This window comes from Sphingobium sp. D43FB (assembly GCF_002312805.1).
In the GTDB taxonomy this organism is placed as follows: Bacteria; Pseudomonadota; Alphaproteobacteria; order Sphingomonadales; family Sphingomonadaceae; genus Sphingobium.
Genome location: NZ_NMUA01000008.1, coordinates 14,473 through 40,276, shown reverse-complemented (window position 1 = coordinate 40,276; position 25,804 = coordinate 14,473). Strand labels below are relative to the sequence as shown.

22 protein-coding genes are annotated in these 25,804 nt (G+C 64.3%); 5 read left to right on the top strand and 17 right to left on the bottom strand.

Annotated elements, in window-relative coordinates; all coding sequences use genetic code 11:
- The first annotated feature begins 6 nt into the window (after positions 1-6).
- A complete protein-coding gene (locus SxD43FB_RS08820) occupies positions 7-741 on the top strand; it encodes a FadR/GntR family transcriptional regulator (RefSeq protein ID WP_096061866.1) in 735 nt (244 codons plus the stop codon).
- Positions 742-870: 129 nt separating this feature from the next.
- Here SxD43FB_RS08820 and urtE read toward each other — a convergent pair whose 3' ends face one another.
- From urtE to urtA, 5 genes are all read right to left on the bottom strand, one after another.
- Positions 871-1,584 (bottom strand): urea ABC transporter ATP-binding subunit UrtE, encoded by a 714-nt coding sequence (gene urtE, locus SxD43FB_RS08815; RefSeq protein ID WP_096061865.1) that lies wholly within the window; start codon positions 1,582-1,584, stop codon positions 871-873.
- Positions 1,581-2,339 (bottom strand): urea ABC transporter ATP-binding protein UrtD, encoded by a 759-nt coding sequence (gene urtD / locus SxD43FB_RS08810; protein WP_096061864.1) that lies wholly within the window; start codon positions 2,337-2,339, stop codon positions 1,581-1,583. Before urtD ends, urtE begins: the two co-directional genes overlap by 4 nt.
- A complete protein-coding gene (gene urtC / locus SxD43FB_RS08805) occupies positions 2,336-3,376 on the bottom strand; it encodes an urea ABC transporter permease subunit UrtC (protein ID WP_176482724.1) in 1,041 nt (346 codons plus the stop codon). The genes urtD and urtC overlap by 4 nt, the downstream gene beginning before the upstream one ends.
- On the bottom strand, positions 3,369-4,256 hold the full coding sequence (urtB, locus tag SxD43FB_RS08800; RefSeq protein ID WP_096061863.1) for an urea ABC transporter permease subunit UrtB: 888 nt from the start codon (positions 4,254-4,256) through the stop codon (positions 3,369-3,371). The genes urtC and urtB overlap by 8 nt, the downstream gene beginning before the upstream one ends.
- A 155-nt stretch (positions 4,257-4,411) precedes the next feature.
- Positions 4,412-5,626, bottom strand: coding sequence for an urea ABC transporter substrate-binding protein (urtA, locus tag SxD43FB_RS08795; protein ID WP_069066256.1), 1,215 nt, complete (start codon positions 5,624-5,626; stop codon positions 4,412-4,414).
- A gap of 161 nt (positions 5,627-5,787) precedes the next feature.
- Here urtA and SxD43FB_RS08790 point away from each other — a divergent pair, with 161 nt between their 5' ends.
- Positions 5,788-6,630, top strand: coding sequence for a peptidylprolyl isomerase (locus tag SxD43FB_RS08790; protein ID WP_176482723.1), 843 nt, complete (start codon positions 5,788-5,790; stop codon positions 6,628-6,630).
- Positions 6,614-7,612 carry a HupE/UreJ family protein gene (locus SxD43FB_RS08785; RefSeq protein ID WP_255245653.1) on the top strand — a complete coding sequence of 333 codons (999 nt, stop codon included), beginning with the start codon at positions 6,614-6,616 and terminating at the stop codon, positions 7,610-7,612. Before SxD43FB_RS08790 ends, SxD43FB_RS08785 begins: the two co-directional genes overlap by 17 nt.
- On the opposite strand, the gene SxD43FB_RS08780 is transcribed toward SxD43FB_RS08785, so the two are convergent.
- The 10 genes from SxD43FB_RS08780 to SxD43FB_RS08735 all read right to left on the bottom strand — a co-directional run bounded on the left by SxD43FB_RS08780 (position 7,546) and on the right by SxD43FB_RS08735 (position 20,008).
- Positions 7,546-8,229 carry a S8 family serine peptidase gene (locus SxD43FB_RS08780; protein ID WP_096061959.1) on the bottom strand — a complete coding sequence of 228 codons (684 nt, stop codon included), beginning with the start codon at positions 8,227-8,229 and terminating at the stop codon, positions 7,546-7,548. The two genes, SxD43FB_RS08785 and SxD43FB_RS08780, sit on opposite strands and share 67 nt — an antisense overlap.
- Complete coding sequence (locus tag SxD43FB_RS08775; RefSeq protein WP_096061860.1) at positions 8,222-9,925, bottom strand: ABC transporter ATP-binding protein; 1,704 nt, start codon at positions 9,923-9,925, stop codon at positions 8,222-8,224. The genes SxD43FB_RS08780 and SxD43FB_RS08775 overlap by 8 nt, the downstream gene beginning before the upstream one ends.
- Positions 9,922-10,932 carry a hypothetical protein gene (locus SxD43FB_RS08770; RefSeq protein WP_096061859.1) on the bottom strand — a complete coding sequence of 337 codons (1,011 nt, stop codon included), beginning with the start codon at positions 10,930-10,932 and terminating at the stop codon, positions 9,922-9,924. Before SxD43FB_RS08770 ends, SxD43FB_RS08775 begins: the two co-directional genes overlap by 4 nt.
- Positions 10,929-12,014, bottom strand: a complete 1,086-nt coding sequence (locus SxD43FB_RS08765) for a hypothetical protein (RefSeq protein WP_069066252.1) — start codon at positions 12,012-12,014, stop codon at positions 10,929-10,931. Before SxD43FB_RS08765 ends, SxD43FB_RS08770 begins: the two co-directional genes overlap by 4 nt.
- 8 nt (positions 12,015-12,022) lie before the next feature.
- A complete protein-coding gene (gene qhpC / locus SxD43FB_RS08760; RefSeq protein ID WP_037472200.1) occupies positions 12,023-12,382 on the bottom strand; it encodes a quinohemoprotein amine dehydrogenase subunit gamma in 360 nt (119 codons plus the stop codon).
- Positions 12,379-13,833 (bottom strand): quinohemoprotein amine dehydrogenase maturation protein, encoded by a 1,455-nt coding sequence (peaB, locus tag SxD43FB_RS08755; protein WP_096061858.1) that lies wholly within the window; start codon positions 13,831-13,833, stop codon positions 12,379-12,381. The genes qhpC and peaB overlap by 4 nt, the downstream gene beginning before the upstream one ends.
- Positions 13,830-15,560 carry a quinohemoprotein amine dehydrogenase subunit alpha gene (peaA, locus tag SxD43FB_RS08750; RefSeq protein WP_096061857.1) on the bottom strand — a complete coding sequence of 577 codons (1,731 nt, stop codon included), beginning with the start codon at positions 15,558-15,560 and terminating at the stop codon, positions 13,830-13,832. The genes peaB and peaA overlap by 4 nt, the downstream gene beginning before the upstream one ends.
- Positions 15,561-15,695: 135 nt before the next feature.
- Positions 15,696-17,168, bottom strand: a complete 1,473-nt coding sequence (locus SxD43FB_RS08745) for an agmatinase family protein (RefSeq protein WP_255245652.1) — start codon at positions 17,166-17,168, stop codon at positions 15,696-15,698.
- A 12-nt stretch (positions 17,169-17,180) separates the two neighbouring features.
- A complete protein-coding gene (locus tag SxD43FB_RS08740; RefSeq protein ID WP_096061855.1) occupies positions 17,181-18,530 on the bottom strand; it encodes an agmatinase family protein in 1,350 nt (449 codons plus the stop codon).
- Complete coding sequence (locus tag SxD43FB_RS08735; RefSeq protein WP_255245651.1) at positions 18,530-20,008, bottom strand: agmatinase family protein; 1,479 nt, start codon at positions 20,006-20,008, stop codon at positions 18,530-18,532. Before SxD43FB_RS08735 ends, SxD43FB_RS08740 begins: the two co-directional genes overlap by 1 nt.
- 344 nt (positions 20,009-20,352) lie before the next feature.
- Between SxD43FB_RS08735 and SxD43FB_RS08730 the strand changes: the two genes are divergently transcribed.
- Positions 20,353-22,794, top strand: coding sequence for a TonB-dependent receptor (locus SxD43FB_RS08730; RefSeq protein WP_096061958.1), 2,442 nt, complete (start codon positions 20,353-20,355; stop codon positions 22,792-22,794).
- 86 nt (positions 22,795-22,880) lie between these two features.
- Here the strand turns inward: SxD43FB_RS08730 and SxD43FB_RS08725 are convergent, their stop codons facing one another.
- Positions 22,881-23,840, bottom strand: coding sequence for a bile acid:sodium symporter family protein (locus SxD43FB_RS08725; protein ID WP_096061957.1), 960 nt, complete (start codon positions 23,838-23,840; stop codon positions 22,881-22,883).
- Positions 23,841-24,082: 242 nt separating this feature from the next.
- Between SxD43FB_RS08725 and SxD43FB_RS08715 the strand changes: the two genes are divergently transcribed.
- The gene (locus tag SxD43FB_RS08715) at positions 24,083-24,844 is read left to right on the top strand and encodes an enoyl-CoA hydratase-related protein (protein ID WP_096061852.1); all 762 of its coding nucleotides are present in this window, start codon (positions 24,083-24,085) and stop codon (positions 24,842-24,844) included.
- On the opposite strand, the gene SxD43FB_RS08710 is transcribed toward SxD43FB_RS08715, so the two are convergent.
- On the bottom strand, positions 24,841-25,746 hold the full coding sequence (locus SxD43FB_RS08710; RefSeq protein WP_096061956.1) for a DMT family transporter: 906 nt from the start codon (positions 25,744-25,746) through the stop codon (positions 24,841-24,843). The genes SxD43FB_RS08715 and SxD43FB_RS08710 overlap by 4 nt on opposite strands.
- Between the last annotated feature and the right edge of the window lie 58 nt (positions 25,747-25,804).

The following is a 25,804-nucleotide window of genomic DNA, read 5'->3' as shown; positions in this document are numbered from 1 at the left end:
AAGGTTTTGGGCAGCGGGCGCAAGTTCGGATCGGACGAAAGCACGCTCCGCATCCATCAGACGATCGCCCGCGACCTGGGCACGGCCATCCTGACCGGCAAGCACAGACCGGGCGAATTGTTCGAGGGCGAGATAGAGGCGTCCGATCGCCTCGGCGTGTCGCGCACCGCCTATCGCGAGGCTGTCCGCATCCTGATCGCCAAGGGGATGCTGGAAAGCCGCCCAAAGGCGGGCACCCGCGTCCTGCCGCGCAATCGTTGGAACGTGCTCGACCCCGAAATGCTCGCCTGGATGTTCGCCGGCGAGCCGGATGCCAATTTCATCCGCGACTTGTTCGAGTTGCGCGGCGTCATCGAACCGGCCGCCGCGGAGTTCGCCGCGCGCCGCCGCACCGACGAGCAATTGGCGGTGATGGAAGCCGCGCTCGCGGAAATGGGCCGCTACGGCCTCTCCACCCCCGAAGGCCGCGCCGCCGACCAGCGCTTCCACAATATGATTTTGGCGGCGACGCATAATGACGCGCTGGAAGCCTTGGCCAGTTCGGTTGGCGCAGCGGTCAGCTGGACCACCACCTTCAAGCACCGCAAGAAATTGCTCCCCCGCGACCCCCTGCCCGACCACCACGCCGTCTATCAGGCGATCGCGTCGCGCGACACGGCGGCGGCTCGCGCGGGCATGGCCGAACTGCTGCGCCTGGCGCTTGCCGACATGGACATTGCACTGGCCGAACCGGGCGGGTGATACTCCTCCCCTATCCTTTATCGTCATCCCCGCGCAGGCGGGGATCCATCTCCGGCGCTATCCACTGGTGCAAAGTCGGGAGATAGATTCCCGCCTGCGCGGGAATGACAAAGTTTCTATGTGCTTCTGCTAAATCTGCACCAGATGCGCGACGTCCTTCGCTGTCTCGTCGGCGATCGCGCCTTGCCGGATGATCCGACCATTCTGCATCGCGCAATAGCGGTCGGCAAAGCGCCACACGAAGTCCAGATATTGTTCGACCACCAGCACCGTCATGCCCAGTTCGTCGCGCACATGGACCAGTGCCGCTTCGATCTGCTGCACGACATTGGGCTGAATGCCCTCGGTCGGTTCGTCGAGCAACAACAGGCTCGGTTCCCCGGCCAAAGCGCGCCCGATCGCTAGTTGCTGTTGCTCGCCCCCCGACAGGAAGCCTGCCGCCCGGCCGCGAATATCCCATAGCTTGGGGAAGAGGTCGAAAATATGCTGCGGCACCTTGGCGCTGCGCTTGCCTCGCCCGGCCAGCGCCGACAGGCCCGTTTCCAGATTTTCCATGACGGTGAGTTGCGGAAACACATGCCGTCCCTGCGGCACGAAGCCGATCCCCGCCCGCGCCCGGCCATGCGCGGGCATGGCGGTCATGTCGCGCCCGTCGAAATGCAGCGTTCCGCCCGTCACCGGTCGCGTGCCCATGATCGTGTGCAGCAACGTCGTCTTGCCCACCCCGTTGCGCCCGATCAGCGCCATCACCTGCCCGCGCGCCAGCGTCAGGTCCACGTCCCACAAGACCCGGCTCTGACCATAGGCGCTCGACAGGCCCGCAATCTCCAGCAGCGCGCTCATGCCGTATGGCCCAGATAGACGGCGGCGACTTGCGGGTCGGCGCGCACTTCGGCGACACTGCCTTGCTTCAAGAACTTGCCCTGATGCATCACCGTGACCGGCGCGGCCAATTGCTCAACGAAGCTCATATCATGGTCGATCACCAGCACGGTGCGGCTATCCCCCAGCCCCAATATCAATTGCGCGGTACGGCTCGTTTCGGCCGGTCCCATGCCCGCCGTCGGTTCGTCCAGCAGCAGCAGTTCTGCGCCCGTTGCCATCACCATCGCGATTTCCAGCCATTGCTTCTCGCCATGGGCCAGCGTGCCCGCCTCCACATCGGCGCGATGCGTGAGCGCGACTGCCTCCAGCGCCTCTTCGACCGCCGCGCGCTCTTCCACCGGGATGCCGGTGCCCAGGCTTTTCCACCAGCGCCGGTCGCGCCGCGCCGCCAGCGCCAGATTGTCGCGCACGCTCAAGGTCGGCAACACGCCTGGGGCCTGGAACTTGCGGCAAATGCCGCGCCCGACAATCGCCTGTTCGGGCAGATTCTGGATGTCCTCGCCCTTGAAGACGATCCGCCCCTCGCTCGGCCGCACCCGGCCGATGATCGTATCGCACAGCGTCGATTTGCCCGCGCCATTGGGACCGATAACGACCCGCGTCTCGCCCCGGTTCAGCGTCATCGAAAAACCATCGAGCGCCTTGAACCCGCTATAATCGACGGTGACGCCATCGACGCTGAGCAGCAATTCGGAAACCGCCGAACCGCTCATGCCGCCTTCCCCTTGGCCAGGCCAGCCAGGCCGCGCGGCAGCAGGGTCACGACGAAGATGAACAGCGCCCCCATCAGATAGAGCCACAATTCGGGAAAAGCGCTCGACACCGCATCGCGCGCCAGGTTGACGAGCAGCGCGCCGACGATCGCACCCGCCAGGCTATAGCGTCCGCCGATCGCCACCCACACCACCATCTCAATCGACGGGACGACCCCGATCAGCGCGGGCGACACGACGCCCGCATGGAGCGTGAACAATGCGCCGCCAACCCCCGCCAGCATCGCGGCGATGGCGAAGGCCGCGACCTTGAAAGGCGTCGGGTTATAGCCCAGGAACCGCACCCTGTTCTCGCCATCGCGCGAGGCCCGCAGCAATATGCCAAAGCGCGACGCCAACAGCCAGCGCAGGGCAATGAAGGCGACGCACAGCACCGCCAGCGTAATCCAGTAGAGCATTGATCCGGTGCCGGGACTGGCAAGCCCCACGCCGAAGATCGAATAAAAGTCGGTAAGGCCGTTAAAGCCCCCGGTCACATCCTGTCGGCTGATGATCAGCGTCGCGAAGGCGAGGCTGAGCGCCTGCGTGATCAGCGCGAAATAGGTGCCGCCCACGCGGCGATGAAACACGGCCCAAGAAAAGAGCGCGCCCGCCAGGGTCGGGATGACGATGATCGCGGCCAGTGTGAAGAGCGGGCTGGTGAACGGCTCCCACCACAGCGGCAGGCTTTCGCGCCCGCTCCACACCATGAAATCGGGGATCTCGCCGTCCGGCAGGTCGGCCAGTTTCATGTGGATGGCGATGGCATAGCCGCCAAGGCCGAAAAACACCCCCTGCCCCAGGCTCAATATCCCGCCATGGCCCCAGATGAGGACGAGGCCCAACGCCAATATCCCCATCGCCATGAAGCGGGCGAGCAGGTTGAGGTCGTAGCTGGACAGTGCGAACGGCGCGACGAGGGCCAGCGCCAGCAGCAGCCAGGGCAGTAGCGGCTTGACCGGCGCGAAACGCGCAGTGAGGGCGGAAAAATCAGGCATCGAGTTGGCGGGTCTTTACGGCGACGACGCCTTGCGGGCGCACCTGGATGAAAAGGATGACGAAGACGAGCAGCAGCATCTGCGCGACGCTGACATCGACGAAAATCTGCGCCAGCGCAGCGAACAGCCCGAGGATGATCGCCGACGCAGTCGTGCCGACGATGCTGCCCAGCCCGCCCATCACGACGACCAGGAATGCGGGGATGATATAGCTTTGCCCGACATTGGGCGTCACCGGGCCAAGCAGCGCAAGCATCACGCCCGCAAGACCCGCAACACCCGAACCCAGGCAGAAGACGGTCAGGTCCACCCGCTGCACATCGATGCCGGTCGCCGACGCCATCATCCGGTCCTGATTCACCGCCCGCACCAGCAGCCCGATCCGGGTCTTGAGCAGCACGAGCGCCAGCGCGCCAAGCACCAGCGCGGCGATCGCGATGATAAACAGTCGTGCGGATGGCAGGGTGACGCCGAAAGCCACGAAACTGCCCGTCAGCCATTCGGGCGCGCGCACTTCGACGCCGACTGCGCCGAACAGGTCGCGCGCGCCCTGTTGCAGGATCAAGCTAACGCCCCAGGTGGCGAGCAGCGTATCGAGCGGGCGCGCGGACAGGCGGCGTATCAGCGTCGACAGGATCAACCCGCCCATCGCCGCTGCGCCGATGAAGGCGACCGGAATGGCGAGGATGATCCCCATCGCCCCCGGCACCACCAGCAATGTCATCCAGGCGAGATAGCCGCCCAGCATCAACATTTCGCCATGCGCCATGTTGATCACGCGCATCAGCCCGAAGGAGAGGGCCAGGCCAAGCGCGGCGAGCAGATACAGCGACGCAAGCGACGCGCCGTTGAACAACTGGTTGAGGAAGAGGGCGTCCATTATGCTGCGCTTCTCGCGATCAGAAGGGGCTGTGGCATATCATCACCCTTCGTCACTCCCGCGTAGGCGGGAACCCATCTCCCAACCTTCCGTCTTTCGATAGGGCGGGAGATGGATCCCCGCCTTCGCGGGGATGACGGCGTTGTTAGGCATTGTTAGAGCTTGCAAGTCTTGCCGGGGAAGGCGAGCGCGTCATAGGGCTCCGGCGCGATGTCCTTGCCGCTGTCGGCGATGATCTCGAACTGGCCGTCGGCTTTCAGCTTGCCGATATAGGCTTTCTGCACCAGGCTCTGGTTCGCCGCGAAGCTGACCGTGCCCATGGGCGTCGCAAAGCCGCCCAGCGATGCCGCCGCCTTGCGCACCGCATCCGGCTCGAAGCTCTTGGCCTTCTCGACCGCCGCCTTCCACGCATAAACGTCCAGATAGCCATGGACCATCGGATCGGTGATCGCCGCATCCTTGCCGAACTTCGCCTTATAGGCGGCGATGAACTTGGCGTTCGCCTCACCCGTCAGGCTCTGGAAATAATTCCAGGCGGCATAGCTGCCCTCGACCAGGCCCGCGCCCATTGCCTGGGCTTCCTGTTCGCCGATCGAGAAGGACATGACCGGCATCGTCTTGGGGCTGATCCCCGCGGCCTGCATCTGCTTGAAGAAAGCGACATTGCTGTCGCCGTTCAGCGTGTTGATGATGATCGCGGGCTTGGCCTGCGCGATCTTGGCGATCACGCCCGAAAAATCGGTGCCACCCAAGGGCACATAGGCCTCGCCCAGCACTTGCATGCCGCCCTTTTCGATATGTTTTTTCAGGATCAGGTTGGCGGTGCGGGGATAGACATAGTCGGACCCGACGAGGAAGAAGCTCTTATAGCCCTGCGCCACTGCCCATTCGAGCGCGGGCAGTGCCTGCTGGTTGGGCTGCGCGCCCGAATACATGATGTTTGGCGAACATTCGTTCCCTTCAAACTGTACCGGATACCAGAGCAGGTTCTTCGTCCGCTCGAACACCGGCAACATCGCCTTGCGGCTGGCCGAGGTCCAGCCGCCGAATACGGTCGACACGCCATCGCTTTCGATCAGCTTCGACGCCTTCTGTGCGAAGGTGGACGGGTCCGACGCGCCATCCTCGACCAGGGCGTTGATCTGCTTGCCCAGCACGCCGCCGGTCGCGTTGATCTCCTCGATCGCCAGCATCTCGGCATTTTTCACCGTGATCTCGCTGATCGCCATCGTGCCGGTCAGCGACTGGAGCACGCCCACCGACACGCTGTCGCCCGCAGGCGCGCTCGCATTGTCGCCGCCGCCGGAACAGGAGGCCAGCGCCAGCGCGCAGGCGGAAGTGGCAAGCATAAGCAGCCTGGAACGGATCATGATGTGTAGGTCTCCCCCTGGCAGGCCGGTGGTGGCGCTGCGGCACTCTGGATGGGATGAAGGCTATGGAATGCGGGCTATCCCCCGTATGCGTCATTTGACGTAGGCAGGGCGCGCCGCTTGCGCCTAGAGTTGGGACCATGGCGGGCAGGGCGGAGATTATGGGGATCGACAGCGACGGCGCGGAGGCGACGCCCGGCCACGCATTGCGCCCTGTGCGCAGCCGGATCGGCAAAGCCATGCGCGATCCGCTATTTGCTTTTTTGGTCGCGGGCGTGGCCCTGTTCGGCGGCTATCAGATCATCGAACGCGCGCAAAAGCCGCCGGTCGTCTTCACGCCTCAGGTCGAGCAGGCGATGGTCGAAGACTATGAGATGCTTGTCGGCCGCCCTGCCACCGCCGCCGACAAGGCGCGGATCAAGCGCGACTATCTGGCCGAGGAACTGCTGTTCCGAGAGGCGATCGACCGCAACATGCATCTGACCGACGGGGAAACCCGCAAGCAACTGGTCGACAAGGTCCGCTACCTGATCGCGGGCGCTCCGCCCGAACCGACCGACGAACAGTTGGTCAATCATTATGCCGACAATCTGGCGCAGTATCGCGCCGAACCGCGCACCAGCTTCACCCAGGTTTACCGGGCACAAGAGCCCGCCGACGCGGCGCTGCTGCTGGCGCAGCTCAATGCCGGGGAGACGATTCCCAGCGACGATTTCTGGCTGGGTCGCGCCTTTCCGCGCTATGGCGATTCGATGGTGCGCGGCATTTTTGGCCAGCCCTTTGTCGCCACGCTCAAGACCGCCCCGGATGGGCGCTGGTTCGGTCCGGTCCAGTCGCCGCGCGGCTGGCATTTCGTGCGCAAGAGCGAGCGCATCCCGGCGGCCATGATCCCCTTCCCCGCGATCAAGGACCAGGTGCGGCAGGATTATATGATTGCCCATAGCGAAGCCGCCATCGACAAGGCGTTGTCGGGCCTGAAGGAGAAATATGATGTGGAAGAATAGTCTGGCCGCCCTCCTGCTCGCGCTGGCGGCGTTGCTACCGGGCACGGCGATGGCCGACATCTTCCTGTCCGCTGATTTCGCGCTGACGCGGGGCGAGGATGCGAACAGCTATGAATTCACCGCCGCCGTGCCCGAAACGGTGGGCCAACCCGCGCCGATCGTCTGGCCGCAGGGCTGTCGCCAGACCGCGATGACGCGCCAGATGAGCGGCGGCCGCGCGCAATATGCCTATGAATTCGCCTGCGAACGCCCGTTCAGTGCGGGCGACGTCATCCAGACGCCATGGAAGGCCGATGGCGGCCGCTTCGTCACCAATGTCATGGGCAGCCAGGTCGATCGCAGCCTGACCGGCGACGCGAAAGGCATCGCGGTTCCAGTCGGGGAAACCGCCGTCGGCGAACGCGCCCTGACGCAGATCGCGCCGGAATTTCTGGCCCAGGGCGTCTGGCATATCTGGCTGGGCTGGGACCATCTGGCGTTCGTTCTCTGCCTCGCTCTGCTGGCGCGCGGGCGAGATTTGCTCTGGCTGGTCAGCGCCTTCACCGCCGGACATTCCATCTCGCTGGCAGTCGCCTTTTTCGAGCTGGTCCATGTTCCCGTTCCCCCGGTCGAAGCCGCCATCGCCCTGTCGATCGCCTTCATGGCACGTGAGGCTTTGCTGGTCGGGAAAGGCGAGCAGGCCTTCGCCTTCCGCCGTCAGTTGACGGTCGTGTCGTTGTTCGGCCTGCTCCACGGCCTCGGCTTTGCGACGGCACTGGGCGAACTGGGCGTGCAGGCCGGCGAGAAACTGCCCGCGCTCATCTTCTTCAACATCGGCGTCGAAGCGGGGCAATTGCTGTTCGTCGGGGCCATCATGGCAACGCTGGCGGGCCTGCGCGCTATTTCGCTCGCCGCGCCGGCGCGGGTCGCGGCGCTTTATGCGGTCGGTGCCATCGGCTGCTTCTGGATGGTGGAGCGGGTTGCGGGGTTCGGCATCGCCTGATCGTCCAAACGGTCCCGCGCGACGATCCCGCTGACATTGGCTACCGCGAAACTTACGCCATAGAGGTTGCGCCGTTGCTCGACGCCGGGGATCGGGCGGGGATGGCCGGAGGCATGGACGATCCCGTCCCGAACATCATAGGTGTCGCGCGGGCAGTCCCAATCCAGAGCGACGCCCAGCACCCCGTCCAGACTGCCCGGATAGCAAGGCTGCCCTTCGGTATCGTGCGCGGCCACGATCAGCACGCCCGCCTGCCCCGCCCGTTCCACCGCCGCCGCGAAGGCCGGGGCGTGCGCCGGGTTGACGGTGCCCAGGCTTAGGTTGATCATATCGACCCGCGCTTCCACTGCCAGGTCGATCGCGCGCACCAGCGCCCGCGCGCTGGCCCGCAGCCCATCGTGAAACACCCGGATCGGCAGGCACAGCGCAGCGGGGGCCTGCTCCATGATCGCGGCGGTCACCGCCGTTCCATGACCCAGCCGGTCGAGCGCATCATCGGCTGTTACCGCCCCATCGCGCGCCACGGCAAAGCCGGACAACAGCCGCGCCGCATCGATATGGGGATGGTCGGGATGGACGCCGCTGTCGATGACGGCGATGCGGACCGGGTCAGGCATCGACCATTTCGCTGCGCTGCTCGACCCGCGCATGGCCGTCGGCCAGGGTGACGACCATATCCGCCATTCGCGCCATGGCGGGCTTGTGGGTGATGATGATGATCGTCGCATCGGGCAGCGCGCCGCGCAGCCGCCCGGCAATCAATTGCTCGGTCTCGCCATCCAGCGCCGATGTCGGCTCGTCCAATATCAAGATGCTGGGTGACCGCAGCAAGGCGCGCGCCAGCACGATCCGCTGCCGTTCGCCCGCCGACAGCGCCATGCCCCGCTCCCCGGCGCGCGTTGCATAGCCGAGCGGCAGCTTGGCGATGAAGCCATCCAGCCCCGCCGCATGCGCCGCCGCTTCGATTTGCTCGCGCTTCACGTCGGGCAGGGCAAAACCGATATTCGCCGCAATCGTATCGTTGAACAGATAGGGCGACTGATCGACCAGGATGATCTCGCGCCGGACATCGTCGAGCCGATAGGCGCGCAGGTCGCGACCATTGACCAGCACCCGCCCGGCATCGGGATCAAGATAGCGCACCATCAGGTCCGCCATGGTCGATTTGCCCACGCCGCTGGGGCCGAGAATGGCGCACAGGCTGCCAGCGGGAATCGTCAGGTCGATGTCGCGCAACACCGCATCGCGATCATAGCGCATCGCCACCTGTTCGAACCGCATCGCCCCTGCCCGGTCCAGCGCGACCGCATCATCCCGTTCGACCACCTCCGCCTTCGTATCGAACAGTTCGAAAATCCGCCCCAGCGACACCCGCGCCGATGCGAGGCCCGATGTCAGTCCCATCAGCGTCTGGATCGGCGAGAGCAGACGCAGATGATAGGTCATGAAGGCAACCAGCGTGCCGATGCTCATCCCATCTTCGATGATGCGCCAGCCGCCATAGAGGATCACCGCCGATGTCGCCGCCGTCATCAGCGTGCCGGGCAGTGCGCCGGTCATGAAGGAGGCAACCTGCATCCTGAGCATGGCGCCGACAAAGGCATCGTTGCGCCCCTTGAACCGCTCCACCTCATGCTCGCCCGCGCGCAGCGAGGCGACGACGCGCATCCCCATCACCGTATCGACCAGCAGGCTGCCGAGGTCCGCGCCTTTCTCGCGCATGTCGCGGGTCAGCGCGGTCAGGCGGCGCTGATAATAAGCGAAGGTCGCAAGGCTGGCCGGCACCAACACGACGCTTACCAGAAAGAGTTTCCAGTCGAGCCATAGCATCATAGCGACGCAGCCGACGAAGAACAGCAGATTGCTGACCACCGAGAGCAAGGTGTCGGACGCGATCCGCTGCACGTCGCTCACATCGCTGTTCATCCGCGACACCAGATCGCCCAGCCGGAAGCTTCCATAAAAGCGCGGTGAGAGCGTCTGGAGATGGCGCAGCAGCGCCGCGCGAATGTCGTAGAGCATCGCCGCCGACAGCGCGACATAGCGATAGCTGGCGAGGATATTGATCGCGAACCCGGCGATGGTGACCGCGATCATGATCGCCGCGATCTTCACCAGCGCGCCCATGTCCCGGCGCAACAACGCTTCGTCGATCATGAGTTTCGAGAGATAAGGTTGCGCCAGCCCAAGCATGGTCGATACAAGGCTGATCGCCAGCACGACGACCAGCGCCCCGCGATAGGGTTTCAGAAAAGGGGTCAGCCGCTTATAGGCGCCCCAATCGGCAACCGGCGCGCGCGTCCCGTCGCTCATGCCGCCTGCTGCCGGGGCACGAGCCGCGTCCCTTCCAGCAGGAAGCCCGGTTCCGGCATCTTCGCGAGCAGCCCGGTACACCAGCGATGCCCCTCCAGCAGCGCATCCTGTTGCGCGCGCCACCAATCCCCCGTGCCGCCGGTCGTGTAGAATTGAGCGCACAGCAACAGGTGCCGCCGCATCACCGCGATCAGCATGGATTGATAGTGAGTCAGAAGCGCGGTGGCGTCCTGCCCTTCGGCGATGCCGGTCACCACTGCGGCGGCAAGGATCGCCTCGCGCACCGACTGCGCCGTTCCGTCCCCGCAGATCGGGTCGAAGCCCAGCGCCGCCGTGCCGCAGGCGAGCCAGTCCTCGCCGCACAAGGGCAAGTGCAGGCGCGGTGCGGCGAGGAACGGCGTCGATGCGGCCGCCACCGCATCGACCACCGGCGCGATCAGGCGGCTGTCGGCGAGCAGATCGTCCAGCGATCCGCCCACGCCCAGTAGCCAGCCCTCCCCCGCCCCTGCGGGCACCAGGAAGAGCCAACCGCTGGCCACCGCCTCGACCCGGCCTTCCTCGCTGCAAGACGGATCGCGCAGCCCGACCTTGGCTGCGACGGCCCGCCGGTCGCCGAAGACATGCGTCTCCCCCTCCGGCATCGGCGGCGCAGCGTGGATAGTGAAATCCACGGGGCCATCCTCCGGGGCAGGCTTGTCCTTCGCCAGCACAGCCTGCACCTGGTCCTCCGACGCCAGCGCCGCGCCATGCGGCACGACGACCGGTGCGCCGCCGCCCCAGGCCACCACACGGCGCTTGATCCGGGGACTGTCGGCGAACAGGTCAGGCCGCTGAAATATGTCGCGCAGCAGCGCCAGTGCTGCATCGCTCAGCATGATCGTTGGGACGGGCGGACGATGAACGACCTTGGTTGCGACCCGGAGGCCCGCTGCCTTGAGCAAATACGCGCATGTCGTCGCGGCAATCCCGCTGCCCCTTATCCCGACGATCATGCGCCTGTCGGTCATTCCACCGCAACCATGCCCGCGCCGGTCGTGTCATAGCCAAGGTCCAGCGTCGTCTCATGCTTGAGCGTCCTGGCGTCATAGACCTCCAGGTCATAGCTCGCGCCATAGATGTAGAGCTTGGCCCCGTCGATCGACATGCCGAGGCGGAAGCGCGAGCGGCAGGGGAACTCCGCCTTATCCACCACAGCGTTGGTGGCCATATCCATGTGCCAGAATTCGCAGCGCTTATTGCCGAGCTTCCCGTTCGTCACCACCGTATAGGCATGTTTACCATCGGGCGTGACCTGCAATCCCGCCATGGCATCGGGCGCAGGGCCGATCGGGGTGAAATCGAACTGCCGGGTCGACAGGTCGAAGCGCGCCATGCCGAACATCTTGTTATGCACATAGGGGTCGGCCGCGTTGAACAGGGCGACCAATTGCCCCGACGAGCGCACGGCATCCAGCGTGCCGCCAAAGCCGATATTCTCCATCCCCATGCCTTCGGGTTTGGCGAGGTCAATGCGATCGGCGACCTTCAATGTCGCCAGATCGACGATCACGATCTTCTCGCCGAAGGAATAGAGATATTTGCCATCCGGCGAGACTTTATAGCCGCCGCGTCCCCCGGCCCGCTCTTCCTCTTTTTCCAGCGCGGCGGTGCGGACGACCTTTTGCAGCTTCAGGTCGATGACGCCATACATCGGCTTGCTGACGGTATAGCGGTCGATGCCCTTCTCGAACTTCGAGAGGACGGTGTAGAAATAGCGCCCGGTCGGATCGGGCACCCCGCCCCAAAAGCGATAGCGGGTGGTGCCGTCATTCAGGCTGAACTTGTTGATCACCTTGCGCGTCGCGGTGTCGATCACCTCGATCCCGCTGGTGGTGATGGTGGTCACATAGATGCGCTTGCCATCGTCGGACAATTGCATGGACGTAGGCAGGCCCGTGTCCAGCTTGATCGTGCCGGTGACCGCCCCCTTTCCCTCTTCGAACACCAGCAGGCGGTCAGGATAGGAGCCCATGAACAGCGTCGCGGCGGACGCGGGTATGGCGCTCAACAGGGCCAGGCCAGCGCCCAGCATCAGACGATATTTCTGCATCGCGCGCCTCATGGAAAAACGAGATCGAGACTGCGCCAGTCCTTCGTGGCGGTGGCGCAGTTGCTGGCCCAGTCGGGGGAGTAGTTGACATGGTCGGGCACCTGAACCGGCCAGAAGCAGGTGACATAGCAGTCGTAAATGTCGCGCTCGACCGGCTGGCACAGCCCGGCCGTGCCACCGCCCGCATCGACTTCCCAGCCGGGCGAGAAAGAGAGCGAACAGCCCATCGGCACATGCGGGCGCGGGGCCTGCTGAAGCGCGACGACATCCTCCTCCATGTCGGCGTCGGGTGATACCGCCGCCTCCATCTGCGTCACGGCCTCATCGATCCGCTGCGCCTTTTTATTGATGGCACGAAGATGCTTCATGACAGCCCCTTTCTTTCGGCAAAGCGTTCGAGGAAGCCTGGATTACGCACCGACAGCACGCCGTAAATGCGCAGGCACGTGTCGGTCCACTGGCGTATCCAGTCGCAATAATGGAGGTTGGCATGGCCCGTGTCGCCATAGCGCACGAACGCCTCATGATGGCACCCGCCCGCACAGAGCGGCCGCGCCCAGCAGCTTTGGCAATCATATTTTGCCTCGACATGCCCCTTGGCGAGGAACTCGCCCTGCTTGACGCGATCGATGCCGCTGGAGACATGGCCCATGCTGTGTGTGTCGGCATCCGTGAACCGGTGACAGGGCGACAGGTCGCCCGATGGGCTGACCCCCATCAGGCCCAGCCCAGCGCCGCAGGGATGCGATTTGTTGACGCCCGAAATCAGCTCGCTGATTGTTTCGCTGACATTGGTGAAGCCATGGGACTCACCGCGCAAGGCATATTCGAGCCATTCTTCGGCCAGCAGGTTGAACTGCGCCAGCACGCTGTCCATGCCGTTGCCGTCGAGCGAATAGGCGCGCTCTTCTCCCGTCGTGACCGGCGCGAAGCCGACTTCGTGGAAGCCCAGATCATCCTTCAGGTGGCGGAAGATGCGGACCACGTCTGTCACGCCCTCGGTCAGCGTCACCCGCGCGGTGATCGCCCGCGTCTTGTGATGCGCGATCAGCGTGCGCAGCCGCGGTTCGATGACCGCATAGCTACCCTTGCCATTCTTGTAGACGCGATGCTTGTCCTGCAATTCCGGCGGGCCATCCATGCTGACGGTCACGCCGACCCGGTTGTCGGACAGGAAGGTGACGATCTCCGGCGTCAACAGCGTCGCGTTGGTGGTCAGGCTATAGGTGATCGCTTTCCCCGCCGCTGCGGTCGCTGCATTGGCATAGTCCACCACATCGCGCAGCAGCTTGAAGTTCATCAGCGTTTCGCCGCCGAAGAAGGTGATATGCACCGCCTTGCGCCCGACCGCCTCGGCGATCAGCAGGTCGACCGATGCCTTGGCCGTATCCAGCGTCATATATTTGGGCTTGCCCGCGGGCGTCGCGATCTTGTCCGCGCCAAACTCATAGCAATAAGTGCAGGCGAGGTTGCACTGGTTGGTGACGTTGAGGACCAGTGCCTGCAACGGGAAGTCGGCGGGCGGCGCTTGGGGCATTTCCGCCACCGGCATGCCATGGCCGAGATGAATGAGCCGCGCCTGCCGCAATTCGCGCACCAGCCCGTCGGCTTCCTCCTGCGCCCGCCCTTCGCTCACCAGTTCGCGCACCAACATGGCGTGGGTGAGTTCCTGCCCATCCAGCCGGTCAAGCACCGCGCGGACATCCGCGTCGATTTCGAAGATCGCACCCGCGCTCACCAGATAGACGAAGTCGCTGCCGCCCGCATCGAAGCCATGATATTCCGCCCGGCGATAAGTGGGTGCCTGCATCACGGTCATTGCGACACCTCCGGTTGATCCCATTTCTGATAGGCGGGTACGGTCACCACCATATAGGCGCGCGCACTCAGCGGCTTGCCGAACTTGTCCTTCTCGCTCTTGGCCGTCGCGACGACCCAGACGTCGCCATAATTGTTGCGACCAAAGCGGCGCTCGGGGTTCGGCCCTTCGACATTGGGGGTGAACAAAGCGGCGGGACTGAGCGCGCCGACATATTTGGCGTCGTCGTCATAATAGACGGCCAGGAACTCCTGCGTCGACCAGGTGACATCGACCGGACCGACCGCGATGTCATCGGGCGTCCCCTGCTTGCCATCCATGCCATTTTCGAAGCCGATCGCCTCGAACTGGGCATAGCCTTTGGGGAATTTGATCCCGCCCAGGCGCGACACGGCGGTTTCGGGGGTCACCTTGATATAGTCGATCTTGCTGTAGACCGGATAGGCCTTTTCCAGCACCGCGCCGCCGATCGCGACGTCGCGTTGCCCTGATGGTGCGTTTGCCGCGACATCTGCGGTCACGACCAATTCCTGCGGACTGGCGGATACGATCTTCGTCGCGGTGACACCAGTACCCAGGTCGATGTCGGAAGCGGACAGCGAAGCGGACATGTTATGGCCTATTATGCGGAACTGTGCGCCTTTGGTTCCCGCCTTCACCGGCCCAGGCACGACCGCCAGCACGGCGGGCGCGGCGGTGGCGCGGATCAGTTTCACGTCGAGGCCGAATTCCTGATAATCGCCCCAATACCAGCGACCTTGTGCGCTTTGCTGATCGGGCGCGAACCACATGGTTTCGCGCGCGGCGCTGGCGAGATCGTCGGGTTTGCCCGCGGCGGCCGCGCCCTTGGATGAGCCGCGCCAGCTATAGCCGGCATAGACGATGCCAGCGCCGCTGCGGTTGACGGTGCCGCCATTGGTCAGCGACTTGAGGGTGCTGCTGGTCACGAACTCGTCGGCACTCTTGCCAGGCTTTACGCTGAACGCGCCGACGAAGCGTCCCTGCCCCGGCGCGGAGGCCACGACCAGCCATTCGCCCACCAGGCGCGGCACGCTCTGGCGCGACCGCCAGACCGCCCATTCGGGCGTGTGCAGCGGCGCGGCCTTGGCCATGTAGGCGAGCGCATATTCGCCGCGCTGCATCTTGTCCTTGGGGTCGCGGCCCGCAGGCTGTTCGCTATCCTCGGCCGGGCGGCGATATTGGGCGTCCGCCTGCGAATACATGGCGACGTGCAGATCCTGCAGCGACTTCCATTCCGTCTTGGACCGACGCCAGGATAGCGGCTGGGCGAAGCTGTGGCAGACGGCACAGGCGCCCCGCATCGTTTCATTGGGGATGTTGGTTTCGTCGATTGTACGCTTTTCGGCGAGATACATGACCGGCAACGCCTCTTGCGGGGCGAGGCCGTGCGAGGCGGACAGCGACTTGACCACGGCGCGGGATTCTTCGGGTGTGATCGGCAGGCCGTTCAGGCGCACCATCCGCTTGATCACCTGCGCCCAGCCTTCTGGTGTGGTCCGCACCCAACTGATCCGCGACATATTCCCCTTGTCGTCGGGCGCGTGGCAGGTGCCGCATTTTTCCTGCACCAGCGGGTCGGTGACCGGAATGCCCGGATCGCTCTCCTTCATCGCCACGCCGTCCGGTCCGCCATCCGTCTGGGCAAAGACGACCGACGCGGAGAAGAGGGCCAGCAAGCCGAATTTCGAGACCGTTGTCCGCTTCACCCTATGTCCCCCTTTACGCGATCCCTGTCCGCGTCGACCCAGAGCCTAGGCAGGTGCCAAGGCAGCGCCATTGCCCAAATGACGTATGGCCCGATGACAATCCGCCATATCAAACTGGACGACCGTCAAGATTTTTCAGCTTTTCCTCTTTGGCCCGTAATATGCGTCCTGGCCATGTTCGACCGACACCGGGTTGAAATAGCCGGGCGGCAGGCCTTTCTTGCGCATCGCAATGCCCGCCAGACAGGCGTTCAGCAGATAATTGCTGTTGAGCGCGGTCTTGTAGCTGGTGTCGAGATAGGGCGCGACTTCGACGATATCGATGCCGGCAATGTCATTCTCCGCGCACAGCCGCCGCATGATCGGCTGCGCCTCGCGCATGGTCAAGCCACCGGGAACAGGCGTGCCGGTGCCGGGCATGAAGGCGGGGTCCAGCACATCGACGTCGAATGATATCCACAGCTTCTTGGTGTTGGTCCGCGCTTCCTTGAGCGCGCGTTCCATCACCTTTTCCCAACCCCATTTCTCGACTTCGACCATCGTGTGGTATTTCATGCCCTTGTTGCGCATCCACCCGAATGTTTCGAGATCCGGCCCGCGCGCGCGCAGCCCCACCTGGACATAATCCTGCGGGCGGACATGACCTTCATGCAGGACGCGATAGACCGGCGATCCGTGCGTGATCCAATGGACGCCGTTGCGGCCGACATCATAATGGCTGTCGAAATGGACGACGCCGACATTGCCCTTGCCATGGACATCGGCGGCGGCGGCGACATTGGGATATTCCAGGCTATGATCGCCGCCGATGACGATGGGGATGGCACCTGTCTGTGCGATTTCGCGCACCATCTCGCGAACATGGGCGACCGATCGCTCGGTCGAATTCTGGTCGATCGCGATGTCGCCATAATCGACGATCTCCAGCACCGAGCTGGGGTTGATCATCGAATACATGTCGTTACCGCCGGCCCCGCCGGTCATGCGCAAGGCGCGCGGCCCGTCGATCGCGTTGCGCCAGCCCGATCCCATGTCGAGCGGGGCACCGACGATAGCAACATCGACCTTGCCTGCGCGCAGATCTTCGGGCGTCATCGCGACGGGCGCACCGGCGAAGGTCGCAAAGCCGCCGCGCCGCCCGCCGATATAGCGGCCCAGGTCCATCGGCCCCGGATCGCGCTTGGGGTCCATTACCAATGGCCGCTTGGCCTTCCACGCATTGAACCAGACCGATCGGGTGTCGAGCGGAATCGTCTTGGCGTCCCGCCCTTCCTTATATTCCACCTGCTCATGCAGCGCCGCGATCGCGTCGATATAAGTGATCAGCTCGGCGGCAGGCAGCGTGCGGATGCGGTCGAACAGCACGTCCTTTTCGACATAGCGGCCGGTTTGCCCCTGCTTGATCAGCGCGACCTTTTCCGGCGCGATGCCGGTCAGCTTCGCGGCAACATCGGCGGGAAGCTCCACGGGCTTAGGCTTGCCCATAATATCTTCCTGCGGGATCGGCGGTGGCGGGTTGGGCGTGTCGAACGCATCCCCCGCCAGTACGGAGGTCGCCGCAGCGGCCGCCGCCATGCTCCATCCGGTTATGGCGTTGATCGACGGCATCGCTTTTCTCCCTTAACGCTTGGCGGTCTTGACCGACACGCCTGTCTTGCGCATCGCGATGCCCGACAGGCAGGCATGCAAGATGTAATTGGCGCTCATCCGGCTGACATAGGTCGGGTCCAGAATGGGTGCGGCGTCGAGCAGATCGAAGCCGACCACCTTGGTCTGGGCGCACAGTTGCCGCACCATGGGGATCGCTTCGCGCATGGAGATGCCGCCCGGCACCGGTCGCCCGGACGCGGGCGCATCGCCCGGATCAAGCACGCTCATGTCGAACGAGATGAAGATGTTTTCCGGCCCGCCTTTGAGGCCGGAGAGAATATCGTTGGTCACCGCCTGCCAGCCGCGCTCCGTCACGGCGGCGGTGGACAGGATGCGTACGCCGCTGTCGGTCAATCGCTTTTGCGTGGCGACGTCCGCGCCGCGCCCGCGCAGGCCCACCAGCGTCACGTCGCTGCCGCGCAACAGATTCTGTTCCATCAGCCGGGTCAGCGTCTGCGTATCGGAAATCATATGCGCGTCGTTCAGGTCGGCATCGGCATGGGCATCGAACTGCACCAGCGCAACCTTGCCTGCGCCATAGGTGTCGACCATCGCCGCGACATCGGGAAACATGACCGTATGATCGCCGCCGACGATGAAGGGGATCGTGCCGACGCTCGCCATTTCGGCGATCATCGCGCGGATATGATCGAGCCCCCGGTCGGGCGCCATATAGTCGGGCGTCAGATCGCCATAATCCGCGATCGACAGGATGAGGCCCGGATCGATTCCGCCATCGGCGTCCGCGCCGACCAGCCCATCCATGCCGCGCAGCGCCATCGGCGCATGTTTGGCATCGCGCCAGCCCGACGAGAAATCGAGCGGCACGCCGACAAAGGCGACCTCCACCTTGCCCGCGACAAGATCCTCCTTGCGGATCGCGACCGGCGCATCGGCGAAGGTCGGGATGCCGCCCTTTTGAAACTGATAGCGTTTCAGGCTGAACGGCCCATCGTCACGCTTCAGCTTGTCGAACAGTTTGGGGCGAACGGTGGTGCCCGCATTCCATCCGCGCGCCTGCGGGTTGAGGGCGATTTCCGACGGGTCGCGCCCGGCTTTGAACTTGCTGTCCTCGACCACCGCCATCAGCGCGGTAGCATAGGCATCGACATCGGCGGCGCTGCGCCCGGCGAGCGCGACCTGGAGCTTCTCCGCTGTCAGGCCAAAGCGCGTCAACATCACGGGGTCGGACAGAAAGGCCTTCTTTTCCGGCGACAAGGTCGCGAGCGGGTCGCTGGCCTGTGCATGGGCCGGGCCGCACAGGGTTGCGATCGCCAGGGCTGCGGCGGCGCACCGCGCCAGCAAGGGGGTGCGTGCCATCAATTCTTCTTCCCATAATAGCTGTCGAGGCCGTGATCGACCGAGACGGGGTTGAGATAGCCGGGCTTCAAGCCCTTCTTGCGCATGGCGATCCCCGCCAGGCAGGCGTTCAGCAGGAAATTGCTGTTGAGCGCGGTCTTGTAGCTGGTGTCGAGATAGGGCGCGACTTCGACGATATCGATGCCGGCAATGTCATTTTCCGCGCACAGGTTGCGCATGATCGGCTGCGCTTCCCGCATGGTGAGGCCGCCGGGAACCGGTGTGCCGGTGCCGGGCATGAAGGCGGGGTCCAGCACGTCCACATCGAAGCTGATCCACAATTTCTTGGTGCCGCCGCGTGCTTCCTTGAGCGCACGGGCCATCACCTTGTCCCAGCCCCATTTCTCGACTTCGACCATCGTGTGGTATTTCATGCCCTTGTTGCGCATCCAGCCGAACGTCTCCAGATCCGGCCCGCGCGCGCGCAAGCCCACCTGGATATAGTCGCTGGCGCGGACATGGCCTTCGTTGATGACGCGATAGACCGGCTGGCCATGGTCGAGCAGATGGACGCGGCCGCGACCAATGTCATAATGGCTGTCGAAATGGATGACGCCGACATTGCCCTTGCCATGCACGTCGGCGGCAGCGGCGACATTGGGATATTCGAGGCTATGGTCGCCGCCGATCACGATCGGGATCGCACCGGTGCGGGCAATCTCCGCCACCATTTCCCGCACATGATCGACGCTGCGTTCGGTGCTGTTCTGGTCGATGGCGATATCGCCATAATCGACGATCTTGAGCGCGGCATTGGGGTTGATCATCGAATACATGTCGTTGCCCGCCGCGCCGCCGGTCATCCGCATGGCGCGCGGCCCGTCGATCGCATTGCGCCAGCCCGACCCCATGTCGAGCGGCGCGCCGACGATCGCGACATCGACCTTGCCCGCCTTCAAATCCTCCGGCGTCATCGCCACCGGCGCGCCTGCAAAGGTCGCAAAGCCACCGCCCCAGCCGCCGACATAGCGCGTCAGTTCGATCGGCCCGACGTCCCGCTTGGGGTCCACACTGTTCGGCCGCCTGGCCTTCCAGGCGTTGAACCAAGGGGAACGGGTGTCGAGCGGGATCGCCGCGACATCGCGCCCGGCCTTGAACTCGACCTGGGCATGGAGCGCCTGCATCGCGTCGATATAGGCGCTGATTTCTTCGGGCTTGCCGGTGCGGATGCGGGCGAAGAGCGCGTCCTTTTCGACATAGCGCCCGGTCACGCCGCTCTTGAGGAAATCGACCTTCGCCTTGTCGACGCCTGCCAGTTTGGCCTCGACATCCTTGGGCAGTTCGAGCGGCTTGGGCCGTCCCATATCATCCTCGGCCGGCATTTGCGGCGCGGGTGTTCCTGCATTGGGCATTTGCAGCGGCAGGTCGCCCGCGACCGCAGCCCCGATGGCCGCGATCCCGGCCATGCTCCATCCTGTGACGGCGCTCAAAGACGGCATGTCATTCTCCGGCCCGGTCCACCGCAATCGCGCGATGCGGGCATAGGCAACAGATATGGAGCAGGTTTTCCCGCCCCTCGCCCAAGGGGTAGGCGGGGACGCCCCCCAAGCCCAATGGGGCATTTGACGTAGGATAGGCCCATGGTGACCCGGACGAACAGGCTACGTCAAATGCCCCATGTCTGACTGCCTGCGCACTCCATAGCCTCTACCCCAGATCAGAAGAAAAGGAGGCGGCAGTCCGTGCCGTCCGATGCCAGCCGCTGCCGCCGCACCAAGCGCGGGGCGGTCGATCCGGGAGGGGATCGAAAGCAGGGAAGACAATGGACAAAAAGGGGAAGACCATGTCGTATCGCGCAAAACTCAAAATGGGGCTGCTGTCCGCCACCATCATATCGGGCGCCGCCTTCGCCACGCCGGTCCTGGCACAGGAGCCGCAGGCCGCCGCCGACGCAGAAAGCGACGTCATCGTCGTCACCGGCACCCGCCGCTCCACCACGCTGATGGAAACGCCGATCAATATTTCGGCGATCGGTGCGGCCGAACTGGCCAGCGAACGACTGGACGACGTGCGCGACCTGGGCGCTTTCACGCCGGGTATCACCGTCACCGACACCGGCCCGCGCGGCGCGGCCACCATCGTCATGCGTGGCCTGTCGGCCGATGACAGCGGCGCGACCGGGGCCAATTACGACAATGCGATCGGCACCTATCTGGGTGAAATTCCGCTCTATCTGGACTTCAAGTTCATCGATATCGAACGGATCGAAACGCTCCTGGGTCCACAGGGCACGCTTTATGGCCTGGGCACGCTGGCGGGCGCGATCCGCTATATTCCCAATCGGCCCGATCCGACTCAATTCAGCGGCGAAGTCCATGGCCGCGTCTATGATGTCGCGCACAGCAAGGGTGTGGGCTATGTCGGCGATGCCACGATCAACATCCCGATCGTCAAGGACGTCTTGGCCTTCCGCTCGGCGACAGGCTATTATTATGACCCCGGCTTCATCGACTATCCCTATCTGGTCGCGACGCCGGGCGTGTCGATCGCCCAGCCGGGTCCGGCCAGCAATCCGCTGGGCACACAGGCGCAACAAGACGCCAATTTCGCGGGCCGCAAGGATCTGAACTTTGAAAAGACGTTCACGACCCGCAATCAGCTCGGCCTCTCGGTGCCCGACTTCAACGCTTACCTGACCTACGCCTATCAGAAGACCAAGACCGATGGCGCGCAGGCGACCACCGACGGCATTTTGGGCGAAGGCAAATATGAATCCGCCAAGCGTTTCGCAGAACCTTCCACCCGCCGATCGACGCTGATCAGCCTGGAAATGGAAGCGCAACTGGGCGACGTGTTCCAGGCGGTCTGGGCTTCGGCCTACACCAAGACGAAGAACAACACCGTCGGCGACGTCACCGACCTGCTGCTCGACCTCGACTATGATTATGAACTCTTCCCGGCATTCGCTGGCTTTACCACCAACGACAACAGCCGTACGCAGTTCAACCAGGAAATCCGCCTGGTTTCGACCCATGGCGGACCGTTCAGCTGGGTTGTCGGTGGCTTCTACAATAGCATGAAGTTCAAGTCGGACAGCATCGAGCGCCTGCCTGGTTTCGCCGAATTCGCGGCATCGCCCACCGGCAGCGAAATCTATGGCGGCTTCTATGATGGCCTGATCCGTCCCGACGGTGCGGAATATGTGTCCTTCACCCGGTCCAAGACCGAAGAGCAGGCGGTGTTCGGCGAGCTGAGCTTCAAGCCGATCGAGCAGTGGCAGATCACGGCGGGCGGCCGTTATTTCAAATATGACACGTCGATCACGGGTGGTTCGGACACGCCGATGACGCGATCGGGCCGTCGCCGGATGCCCTATCCCAGCCTAACCGTCGACCCGTCGCGCGTGCGCAGCGGTCAGGCCAGCGACGATGGCTTTGTCTGGAAGTTCAACACCTCGTTCAACTTCACCCCAGACCTCATGGCCTATGCCACCTATAGCAAGGGTTATCGGATCGGCGGCGTGAACCGTGTCGTGCCGTGCATCCAGCCGCTTCCTCCCGGCCAGAATCTCTGCGCCCTGCCTAATGAGCTGACCTTCGGGCCGGACAAGGTGAACAATCTGGAACTGGGCGTGCGCGCGCAATTGTTCGATCGCCGCCTCAGCACCAGCGTCTCCGTCTTCCAGGTCAAGTGGGACGGCATTCAATTGGCCAGCCAGACGGTCAATGGGGCCATCGGCATCACGGCCAATGGCGGCAAGGCCAAGTCGCAGGGCGTCGATTTCAGCTTCAATGCGCGCATCACGGACCAGTTCACCGTTCGCGGCAACTATTCCTATCTGGATGCCAAGCTGACGCAGGATGTGCCTGATCTTCTATCGACCGCAAACGGTTTCGCCAGCCTGGAATCGGGTGATCGCTTGCCTGGCTCTGCCAGGCATTCGGGTGCGGCCTCCGCCGTCTATACCGTCCCGATGGGGGAGAATGATCTGCGCCTGAACTGGACCGCGACCTATACCGGCAGCATCCTGACCCGTCCCGGCGCACGGGGCGGCGGCGAACGCCTGCCTGACTATATGATGCACCGAGCGGCCGCGACCTACAGCACGGACGTTTGGGAAGTCAGCCTGTTCGCCAATAATATCTTCGACAAATATGCGATCACCGGTGTTTCCAACGACCTGACCCGCCGTGGTCAGATCAATGACGGGATCATCTATCGCGGCTATGCGCAATCGGTCGCGCAACCGCGCACGATCGGCATTGAAAGCCGCGTGAAGTTCTAACGGGACGATCCTTCCTACGCGTCAGAGCGTAGGGACGGACAGGCAAAAGGGGCGGAAGGCGCAATATCGCGCTTTCCGCCCCTTTGTCATTCAGCGACCTGCGCGCCGTAGCGCCGGGCCAGCACGGCGCAGACCATCAGCTGGATCTGGTGAAACAGCATCAACGGCAGCAGGATCGGCCCGACCGCCGCTGCGGGAAACAGCACGCCCGCGATCGGCACACCGGTCGCCAGGCTTTTCTTCGACCCGCAAAATTGCAGCACGATCGCATCCTCGCGGCTTAGCCCGATCAGCCGCCCCAGTCCGAACGTAAGAACCAGTACGGTTGCCAGCATGAGGCAGCAGACACCCGCCAGCAGCGCCAGTTCGCCGCCCGACACGCTCTGCCACAGCCCCTCTACGACGGCCGCCGAGAAAGCGGCATAAACGACCAGCAGAATCGAGCCGCGATCCACCCATCCGATCTTCGCCTTGTGCCGCGCCACGAACCCGCCAATCCACGGCCGCGCCAGATGACCGACGAGAAAAGGCAACAGCAGTTGCAGCACGATGCCCTCGATCGACGCCAGCGACACGCTCGCCCCGCCCTGCCGCATCAGCAGCGCGACCAGCAGCGGCGTCGCGACGATGCCGAGCAGGTTGGAGAAGGACGCGCTGACCACGGCGGCGGCGACATTGCCACGCGCGATCGCGGTGAAGGCGATCGACGACTGCACGGTCGAGGGCAGCAGGGTCAGGAACAGCAGGCCCGCCCGCATGTCATCGGGGATGACGCCAATGTGCTGCGTGGCGAGGCCGATCAGCGGGAAGAGGAGGAAGCTCGTCCCCAGCACCGCCAGATGCAGCTTCCACGCCCGCGTCCCGTCCCAGATCGCCGCGCGCGACAATTTTGCCCCATGCAGAAAAAAAAGCAGCACGATGCCAGCGTCTGCCGCCATCCCCACGATGCGCGCACCATCCCCCCGCGCAGGCAGGATCGACGCTAGGGCAACGGTTGCCAGCAGCAGCAACAGGAAGGGATCGAGGGCGTGGCGCAGTCGGTTCATCATGGGGCTAGGCCTTGGGCTGACAGACGGCGGGGGGATAGACGCGGCCCGCCGCTTGCGCCAACAGTTTCGCCAGAGACATGCAGGCGTGGTCAGTGATCTGGATGGTAGCTGTTCCCCGGCGAAGGCCGGGGTCCAGTTCAGAGCGTGGGACTGGACCCCGGCCTTCGCCGGGGAACAATAGTCTCCATCGTCCGATCAATGCCCATCGGTAGTGACAGAGACATAAGGGAGAGCGCATCGTGAGCCAGTCCATCGCGATCATCGAAGATATCGCCGGCGTCATCGAAATCCATATCGACCGCCCCGACAAGAAGAACGCCCTGACCGCCCCCATGTATCATGCGATGACCGCAGCGCTGGCCGATGCGTCGGCGCGCGCGGACATTGCGGTAGTGCTGTTCACCGCCAATGGCGACGCCTTCTGCGCGGGTAACGACCTCAAGGACTTCATGGCCGGGCCGGAGGGCGGCGCGGCTGCCTTTGCGTTCATCCGCGCCATCGCCGCCTTCGACAAGCCGATCATCGCCGCCGTGCAGGGACTGGCCGTGGGTGTCGGCACGACGATGCTGCTCCATTGCGACCTCATCTATGCCGCGCCCGACGCCCGTTTCATCATGCCCTTCGTCAATCTAGGGCTGGTCCCCGAAGCGGGATCGAGCCTGCTTGCGCCGGCGACGCTGGGCCATGCCAAGGCGGCGGCGATGCTGATGCTGGGCGAGCCGATGGATGCCGAGGCGGCCGATCGGGCGGGGCTGGTCACGGCGGTCGTGCCCGCCGACGGGCTGCTGGCGCATGCGCGCGCCAAGGCCAGAATATTGGTGGCCAAGCCGCCCCAGGCGCTCGCCACCACCCGCCGCCTGATGAAAGGCGACCCGGCTATTCTCACCGCGCGGATCGAGGAAGAGGCGCGGCTGTTCCGCGACACGCTGCGATCCGCCGAAGCGCAGGAAGCCTTTGCTGCCTTCTTCGAAAAGCGCGCGCCGGTGTTTCGGCGGGGCTAGGTCGAGGCGCGGTCGCGCTTTCCGAACCGCATTTCGCTCACGATCATGGCGGCGACGATCAGCAGGCCACCGGCGAGCGCCAGCGGCGGCAGGCGATCGCCCGCGATCCGCCCGATGATCCCGGCCCAGACCGGCTCACCCGCGTAGATCAGCGTGGCGCGGGTCGGCGACACGCTGCGCTGCGCCCAGTTCATCACGAACTGGATGAGCGCCGTGACCAACCCCAGCCCGCAGGCCGACAGGATCACCGTCCAGGACAAGGGCGGCACCGCTTCACCGGCCGGGAGCATGCAGGCGAAGGCGAGCAGCGCGGTCACCGCCAACTGCACCAGCGTCACCCGCGCGACATTCACCTGCCCCGCCCACAGGCTGATGAAGATGATCTCCAGCGCGATGGCGAGCGTACTGATCAGGGTCAGCACCTCTCCCGTCCCCAGCGCCACCCCCTCCTGCGGCGCGGCGATCAGCATGAGGCCAGCGAACGCCAGGGCGACCCCGACCCAGCTGGCGATTCGCGGTCGCCTGCGCAGGATGATCCATTGGAGGATCGGCACCAACGGGACATAGGCGGCGGTGATGAAGGCCGACGTGCTGCTCGATATCGTCTGGAGCCCCCAGCTTTGGAGCGAATAGCCCGCAAAGATGCCGAGGCCGATCACCAGACCAGCGCCGAGTTCCTGCCGCGTGATGCCGCGCAACAGCGGCCAGGCGAGCGGCAAGGTGACCAGCGTCGCCGTCCCGAAACGCAATCCCACGAAGAAGAATGGTCCCGATTCGCGCATCGCATGATGGACGATCAGGAATGTGCCACCCCACAGGATGGTGATGCCGATCAGCGCCAGTTCGGGACGGCCGATCATCAGGCGGCTGGTGAGAGGTGGGGCGGGCGCAGCGGACGACATATCCCTGCGCTGTCCGCAATACAGCGCGCCGTCAAGCGCGCGCATGAGCCACGCATAA